7 protein-coding genes are annotated in these 7,585 nt (G+C 74.3%); 3 read left to right on the top strand and 4 right to left on the bottom strand.

All coding sequences use genetic code 11. From position 1 onward, the window contains the following. Together E4099_RS32790 and E4099_RS02085 are read left to right on the top strand one after the other, a co-directional pair. A partial coding sequence (locus tag E4099_RS32790) for a hypothetical protein (protein WP_167828269.1) occupies positions 1-191 on the top strand: 191 nt, incomplete at its 5' end. Between the two features lie 97 nt (positions 192-288). Continuing rightward, the gene (locus E4099_RS02085) at positions 289-2,181 is read left to right on the top strand and encodes a propionyl-CoA synthetase (protein ID WP_135337147.1); all 1,893 of its coding nucleotides are present in this window, start codon (positions 289-291) and stop codon (positions 2,179-2,181) included. A 65-nt stretch (positions 2,182-2,246) separates the two neighbouring features. Here E4099_RS02085 and E4099_RS02080 read toward each other — a convergent pair whose 3' ends face one another. Further along, positions 2,247-2,717, bottom strand: a complete 471-nt coding sequence (locus tag E4099_RS02080; RefSeq protein ID WP_135337146.1) for a hypothetical protein — start codon at positions 2,715-2,717, stop codon at positions 2,247-2,249. 143 nt (positions 2,718-2,860) lie between these two features. Next, positions 2,861-4,288 carry an FAD-binding oxidoreductase gene (locus tag E4099_RS02075; RefSeq protein ID WP_245244510.1) on the bottom strand — a complete coding sequence of 476 codons (1,428 nt, stop codon included), beginning with the start codon at positions 4,286-4,288 and terminating at the stop codon, positions 2,861-2,863. A 110-nt stretch (positions 4,289-4,398) separates the two neighbouring features. Here E4099_RS02075 and E4099_RS02070 point away from each other — a divergent pair, with 110 nt between their 5' ends. After that, on the top strand, positions 4,399-5,370 hold the full coding sequence (locus E4099_RS02070; protein ID WP_135337145.1) for a helix-turn-helix transcriptional regulator: 972 nt from the start codon (positions 4,399-4,401) through the stop codon (positions 5,368-5,370). Between the two features lie 58 nt (positions 5,371-5,428). Here the strand turns inward: E4099_RS02070 and E4099_RS02065 are convergent, their stop codons facing one another. After that, complete coding sequence (locus E4099_RS02065) at positions 5,429-6,769, bottom strand: 6-phospho-beta-glucosidase (protein ID WP_135337144.1); 1,341 nt, start codon at positions 6,767-6,769, stop codon at positions 5,429-5,431. Next, positions 6,766-7,527, bottom strand: coding sequence for a DeoR/GlpR family DNA-binding transcription regulator (locus tag E4099_RS02060; RefSeq protein WP_135337143.1), 762 nt, complete (start codon positions 7,525-7,527; stop codon positions 6,766-6,768). The genes E4099_RS02065 and E4099_RS02060 overlap by 4 nt, the downstream gene beginning before the upstream one ends. Positions 7,528-7,585: the final 58 nt, after the last annotated feature.

Below are 7,585 nucleotides of genomic sequence, written 5' to 3'. Positions count from 1 at the left end.
CCCCCGGGGTCCCCTCGGACATCCGCCCCACGCCCCGGATGTGGCAGCCGCACATCGCCGGACGGATCATCGACCACCCCGTCGCCACCACCCATGGGCGCATGATGCGCCCGCGGGCCCTGACCCAGCTCGGGCCCACCCTGACCGCCAGGCTGAACCACCCGCCGAGGCCCCGGCGCGCGGGCAGCTGAGCCGAGCCGGTAGGCAGGAGTGCACGCGTCGTGGTAATTGAGTCACGATCAGGAGCGCGCAGCTCCATGGACCCGATCGAACGGGAGGTCACCGTAGATGGGCCTGTATGCCGACACCTACCGGCGCAGCGTGACGGATCCGGAGGGATTCTGGCTCGGTGCGGCCAAGGCCGTCGACTGGACGCGACCGCCCACCCGCGCCCTGGACGCGGCGGACGCGCCGCTGTACCGCTGGTTTCCCGATGGCGAACTCAACACCTCCCATAACGCCCTGGACCGGCACGTGGCGGCCGGGCACGGTGAGCGCACCGCGCTGATCTGGGATTCCCCGGTCACCGGCGGGCAGCGCCGCTACAGCTATGCCGAGCTGCGCGAGGAGGTGGCCCGCTGCGCCGGGGCGCTGCGCGGACTCGGGGTGGACCGCGGGGACCGGGTCGTCATCTACATGCCCATGGTCCCCGAGGCCGCCATCGCCATGCTGGCCTGCGCCCGGATCGGCGCGGTGCACTCGGTGGTCTTCGGCGGCTTCGCCGCCAAGGAGCTGGCCGCCCGGATCGAGGACGCCCGCCCCAAGGTGATCCTGGCCGCCTCCTGCGGCATCGAACCCAGCCGGGTGGTGGCCTACCAGCCGATCCTGGAGGAGGCGCTGCGGACCACCGACCACCAGCCGGACGCGGTGGTCATGCTGGAGCGGGAGGCGGCGCCGGTCACCCTGGGCCCGCGCGACCACGACTGGGCGCGGCTGCTGGCCGAGGCCGAGCCGGCCGAGCCGGTGCCCATGGCCGCCACCGACCCGCTCTACATCCTCTACACCTCCGGCACCACCGGCCGGCCCAAGGGCGTGGTGCGCGACACCGGAGGCCACGCCGTCGCCCTGGCCTGGTCGATGAGCGCGCTGTACGGCATCGGCCCGGGGGACGTGTGGTGGACCGCCTCCGACGTCGGCTGGGTCGTCGGCCACTCGTACATCGTCTACGCGCCGCTGCTGGTCGGCGCCACCACCGTGCTCTACGAGGGCAAGCCGGTCGGCACCCCGGACGCCGGCGCCTTCTGGCGGATGATCGCCGAACACCGGGTGAAGGCCCTGTTCACCGCACCGACCGCGCTGCGCGCCATCAAGCGGCTGGACCCGGAGGCCCGGGAGGCGGAGAAGTACGACCTGTCCACCCTGGAGACCCTGTTCCTGGCCGGTGAGCGGCTGGACCCGGAGACCTACCACTGGGCGCGCGAGCGGCTCGGCACCCCGGTCGTCGACCACTGGTGGCAGACGGAGACCGGCTGGCCGATCGCCACCAACCCGCGCGGGCTCGAACCGCTGCCGGCCAAGCCGGGCTCGGCGACCGTACCGGTGCCCGGCTACGACGTGCGGGTCCTGGACCAGGACGGACAGCCCCTGCCGGCCGGCGCCGAGGGGGCCATCGCCATCCGGCTCCCGCTGCCGCCGGGCACCCTGCCCACCCTGTGGGGCGACGACGACCGGTACATCGAGGCGTACCTCTCGCGGTTCGAGGGGCACTACCTCACCGGCGACTCCGGGTACCTCGACGAGGACGGCTACCTGTTCGTGATGGGCCGCACCGACGACGTGATCAACGTCGCCGGGCACCGGCTGTCCACCGGCGCCATGGAGGCCGTGCTGGCCGCCCATCCCGCGGTCGCCGAGTGCGCGGTCATCGGCGTCCAGGACACCCTCAAGGGGCAGCTGCCGCGCGGGCTGGTGGTGCTCAAGGCCGGGGTCGAGGTCGATCCGGAGGTACTGCGGGCCGAGCTGGTCGCGGCGGTGCGCCGGGACATCGGCCCGGTCGCCGCCTTCCAGCAGGTCACCGTGGTGGACGCGCTGCCCAAGACCCGTTCGGGCAAGATCCTGCGGAACACCATGCGGCAGATCGCCGACGGCCGGGACGCCGTGGCCCCGTCCACCATCGAGGATCCCGAGGTGCTGGAGGCGCTGCGGCCGGTGCTGCGCGGCGGCGGGCCCGCCGCCGGCTGAGCCGCCGAAGCCGGGCCGGCGCACCCGAGGGGGCGCCGGCCCGGCGACAGGGACCTGCCACGGGTTCAGAACTGGAACGGACCCGGTGACTGCGGTGTGGTGGCGGAGCAGTTGATGGTGATCAGGCCGAACACCACCAGCTTGAGCGACGTGGCCTGCAGGAGGTCGCCCGCCGCGACGGTGCCCTTGAGCGGGCCGGTGCTGACATCGTCACCGGTGGCCATCGCCGGGTTGGAGCTGCCGGTGAAGGTGGTGGTGCCGGTGCCGTTCTTGGACAGGGTGAGGGTTGACTTGACCGCCCCCGCCGGCACGGCGGTGGGTGCCTTGACCGCCGAGGAGGTGAGGGTGATGGTCGCCGAGGTACCGCTCTGGGTGGCGGTCAGGGTCGCCGTCCCGGAGCCGTAGCTGCCACAGCTGGCGCTGATCGTGGCCGTGGTCGGGGTGACCGCCGCGGCGGTGGGGGCCAGGGCCAGGGCCCCGGCGGCCAGCACCGCCGCGCCGGCGGCCGTGCCGATACCGAGCTTGCTGCATCTCATCGAACTGCCTCCGTGGGGGGAGAAGGGTGAAGAGAGTGCTGCTCATCGCCTGTATGACGGTGTGTCAGGCAGGCGATGCCATTGATGCGCGCGGCGCCCGAGAACGCAAGGGCGTTCGACCAGAAATTCCGTGCGGTTGCCGTTCAACTCGTGGCGATGACGCGGTAGTTGTGACGGAACAGGTCGGTCGGGTCGAGCGCGGCCTTGAGTCGCGCCAGCCGCTCCAGGTCCGCCGGCTCGTAGACGCCGCGCACCGCCGAGCCGCGGGCGGTGGTGTCCCGGTCGGCGTTGCCCTGCGCGTAGAGGAAGTTCAGCGAACGCCCCAGGGTCACCGGCGCCACCGCCTCGAAGGCTCGCCGCTGGACCGCGCGCAGCTCCTCGACGCCGCCCTCCCGCGGCATCCCCAGCACGCTCAGCAGATAGCGGGCACCCCGGTGGCCCACCGCGTTCGGCTCGGCCGGCGGGCGGCCGAGCGCACCCCCCAGATGGCGCACCTGGATGACGTTCGGCAGCGCCGAGCCGGGCCCGGCCAGCTCGACCACGGTGCGCAGCCGCTGCGCGTCCAACTCGCCGAGCAGGGCGTTGTCGCCCCGGTAGGAGTGCGGCGTGGTGGGATCGCTGTAGATACGGCCCGACTCGCGGTACGGCATGTCGCCCAGCCGGTCCGTCAGCCGGGGCCCGACCGCGCGCAGCGGGGCCACCAGCCGCTCGCCGTCGGCCGGATCGCCGGTGTAGGCGATCCGCACATGGGCCACGAACCTGCCGCGCAGCGCCTTCGGGACGGCGGGGACGTCCGGCATCGGGACCAGCCCCAGTGAGGAGGTGAGCTGCTCGGGCACCGTCTCGGTCCAGCGCAGATAGGTCTCCAGCAGATCGTCCACCAGGTCGGTGTCGAACATCAGGCCCCCGCCGTAGATCCGCTCCACCGGGAACAGCTCCACCTCCATGCCCGTCACCACGCCCAACGCGGCGGCCCCGCCGCGCAGCCCCCAGAACAGCTCGGGGTCGCCCGCCGCGGTGACCGTGCGCAGCCGGCCGTCCGCGGTGACCAGGTCGATGGAGCGGACATGGTCGGCGGCGTAGCCGTACTGGCGGGACAGCAGGCCAAGGCCGCCGCCCAGGGTGTAGGAGACCGCGCCCACCTGGGGCGCCGAGCCGTTCAGCGGGGCCAGGCCGTGGCGGGCCGCCTCCGGGACGACCCGCTCCCAGCGGGCGCCCGCCGCGAACCACGCCGTGCGCGCCGCGGGATCCACCCGTACGGTGTCCATCCGGCGCGTGCCGATCAGCAGGCCGCCCCGGGCCGCCTCGGGCAGTCCGTGCCCGGTGGCCCGCACCCCCACCGGCAGCCCCCGGGCCGCGGCGAAGGCCACCGCGGCCTGGACGTCCGCGGCCTGCGCCGCGCCCACGACGACCGCCGGCTCCTGCCGCACCCCGGTCTGGAAGCCGGCGCACTCCGCCGCGAAGCCCTCGTCGCCGGGCAGCAGCACCGGCCCCCGGACCCGGCGCGCCAGCTCCAGGGCCGCCTCGGTCGGGTCGGGGGCGGAGGCAGGGATCTGTACTGCGTTCGTCACGGAACTCGTCCTTCTCGTCCAGCGGTGGCGCCCGGTGCGCCGTACGTCGCGCGCTCACCATCCCTGGATAACCTGACAACGGGCGTCAGGTTTTGCGGCAGGCTGGACGGGTGAAATCCGATCGCCTGCTTTCGATCATGCTGCTGCTGCAGACCCGCGGCCGGGTGCCGGCCGGAGAGCTGGCCGAGCGTCTGGAGGTCTCGGTCCGCACCATCTACCGCGATGTCGCGGCGCTCTCCGCGGCGGGCGTCCCGGTCTACGCGGAGCGCGGCCGGCACGGCGGGATCGCCCTGCTGCCCGGCTTCCGCACCGATGTCACCGGACTGACCCAGGACGAGGCGCGCGCCCTGTTCGTCCTGGCGGCCCAGGGCGTGCACCAGGCACTGGGTCTGCACGGGGCACTGGGCTCGGCGCTGCGCAAGGTGATGGCCGCACTGCCCGCCCCGCACCGCCCCACCGCCGAACTCACCAGCCGGCGCATCCTGGTGGACCCGGTGGGCTGGCTCGCCGGACCCCGGCCGGAGGCGGACCTGGACACCCTGCACGCCGCCGTCCTCACCGACCGCCGGCTGCGCATCAGCTACCGGCACGGCGGCGAGACCCGGCCGCGCGGCTACACCGTGGACCCCTACGGCCTGGTGTCCAAGGCGGGCGTCTGGTACCTGGTCGCCGACCACCGGGCCCGGCCCAGGCTGTTCCGGGCCGACCGGGTGGCCACCGCGGCCGTCACCGACGCTCCGGTACGGCGCCGGGACGGGGTGGAACTGGCGGACGCCTGGGCGGGGCTGCGCCGTCGGGTGGAGCAGCGGTCCCAGGGGGTGCGGATCACCGTCCGGGTCCGCACCGCCCGACTGGACATGTTCGTCCGGATCGTTCGGGCGCAACTGGCCGGCCCGCCGGAGCCCCAGGGGGAGTGGGCCACCGCCGAACTCCACTACCCGGCCCTCGGCGGGGTCCGGCAACTCCTCCAGTTCACCGATGACCTGGAGATCCTGGAGCCGCCCGAGGCGCGGCGGGAGGCCGCCCGGCTGGCCGCCGCGACCCTGGCCCGCTACTCGGACCGGGCGCCCGACCAGGCGTGAGCCAGGCTGCGGCCCGGCCCGGGAGCATGTCCGTCCGGGCCGGGGCGTACGGCTCGGTTCAGCCCAGGCCGGAGGCCGCGAGTCCCGGGGCCGCGTCGAGGATGCGCTCCGCGACCCGCACCGAGTCCACCAGCGGGTGCAGGGCCAGTGCCCGCAGGGCGGCCGGCCGCCCGCCGCCGCTCGCCGCCTCGATGGCGGCCCGCTCCACCGCCTTGAGGCTGAGCATCATCCCGAGCTGGTCCGCGGCCACCGGCCCGGTCGCCAGCGGCTGGGGGCCGCCCGCGTCCACCAGGCACGGCACCTCCACCACCGCCCGGTCGTCCAGCCCCGGTACGGCCGAGCGGTTGCGCACGTTGAGGATCAAGGTGGTGCGCTCATTGCGCGCGATGGCCCGCATCAGCGCCAGCGCGACCCGGTCGTACCCTCCGCCCTCCAGGTCGCAGGTGTCGCGCTGCCAGCCGCCGGTCGCGGCCCGGCCGTCCGCCAGATAGGTCGCCTCCCGCTCCAGCCGGGTGCGCTCCCAGGCGTCCAGCGCCTCGGCCGGCCGGGCCGCGGCCCGCTCGTAGAAGGCGGCCTGCTGGTCGCGGAGGAACTCGCCCCGGGTGGCGGGCGCGGCCTGGATCGCGGCCACCGCCTCCCGGTTGAAGTAGTAGTAGTGCAGGTACTCGTTGGGCAGCGCGCCCAGGGTCCGCAGCCACTCCGCGCCGAACAGCCGCCCCTCCTCGAAGGAGGCCAGCGCGGCGGGGTCCGCCAGCAGCTCCGGCAGCCGGTCGCGGCCGTCCACCACCATCGAGCGGAGCCAGCCAAGATGGTTGATCCCGACGTAGTCGTAGTGCGCCCGGTCCGGGTCGGCGCCCAGTGCCCGGGCCGCCCGGCGGCACAGCCCGACCGGCGAGTCGCAGATCCCGATGACCCGGTCGCCCAACACCCGCTGCATCGCCTCGGTGACCATGCCCGCCGGGTTGGTGAAGTTGATGAGCCAGGCATCGGGGGCCAGTTCGGCGGCCCGCTCGGCGATCCGCACCGCCACCGGCAGGGTGCGCAGCGCGTACAGCACCCCGCCCGCGCCCACCGTCTCCTGCCCCAGCACCCCCTCGGCGAGCGGGATCCGCTCGTCGGCGGCGCGCCCCTCCAGGCCGCCGACCCGCAGGGCGGAGAAGACGAAGTCGGCTCCGCGCAGGGCCCGGTCGAGGTCGGTGGTGGTGGTGACCTCGGGGCCGCCGGTCCGCCCGGCCCCCAACTGGGCCAGCACCGCCCCGATCGCGTCCAACCGGCGCCGGTCGGTGTCGTACAGCACCAGCTCGGTACAGCGGCCGGCGGCGTCCCCGGGGTCCTCCAGCAGCGCGCGGTACACCAGCGGCATCCGGAACCCGCCGCCGCCCAGCACGGTCAGCCTCATACCGTTACTACCTCCACATCGGCCTCGCGGAACACGGCGAGCGTCGCCGGGTCGGCGGCCTGATTGGTGATCAGGGTGTCGATCTCGTCCGGCCCGCAGACCCGGGCGAGCCCGGTCTCACCGGGGAACTTGGCGGCCGTGGCCAGCAGTACCACCTGCCGGGACGCGGCCAGCATGGCCCGTTTGACGGGCACCTCCACATCGGTGCTGTCCAGCACGCTGCCATCGGGCAGCACCCCGCTGGTCCCCAGGAACAGCCGGCCCACGTACAGCTGGCGCAGGCTGGACTCGGTGAGGAAGCCCACCAGCGACTGGTAGTTGCGCCGCACCTGGCCGCCGAGCAGCAGCAGCGCCACCTCGGGATCGTCGCGCAGCTCCTCGTAGATCGCGAGGTTGCTGGTCACCACGGTGACCGGGCGGCCGCGCAGCAGCCGGGCCAGGCGCAGCGTGGTGGTGCCGATGTCCAGCAGCAGCACATCGCCGTCCTCGACCAGCTCGGCCGCGCGGGCGGCGACCGCGGACTTGTCCTCGCCGTCGTCCGCCGCGCTCTCGCCGAACGGGTGCTCGTGGCCGACCCGTTGGGCGGCCACCGCCCCGCCGTAGACCCGGGTGAGCCGGCCCGCGCGGCCCAGCGCGGTCAGATCGCGCCGGGCCGTCGCCTCGCTGACCCCCAGCCGCCGGGCGATCTCCCGGACCGGCAGCACCCCCTCCGTGCCGAGCAGGCTCAGCAGCTTCTCGTGGCGGGTCGCACGCAACATGCCCGCAACGTACTCCACCTGAGCAAGTCTGCGCGACTATGACTGACCTCTTGCAATG

The organism is Streptomyces palmae (assembly GCF_004684805.1).
Taxonomy (GTDB): Bacteria; Actinomycetota; Actinomycetes; order Streptomycetales; family Streptomycetaceae; genus Streptomyces; species Streptomyces palmae.
The sequence above is the reverse complement of the archived record's forward strand: the minus strand, read 5'-3'. Positions and strand labels throughout refer to the sequence as shown.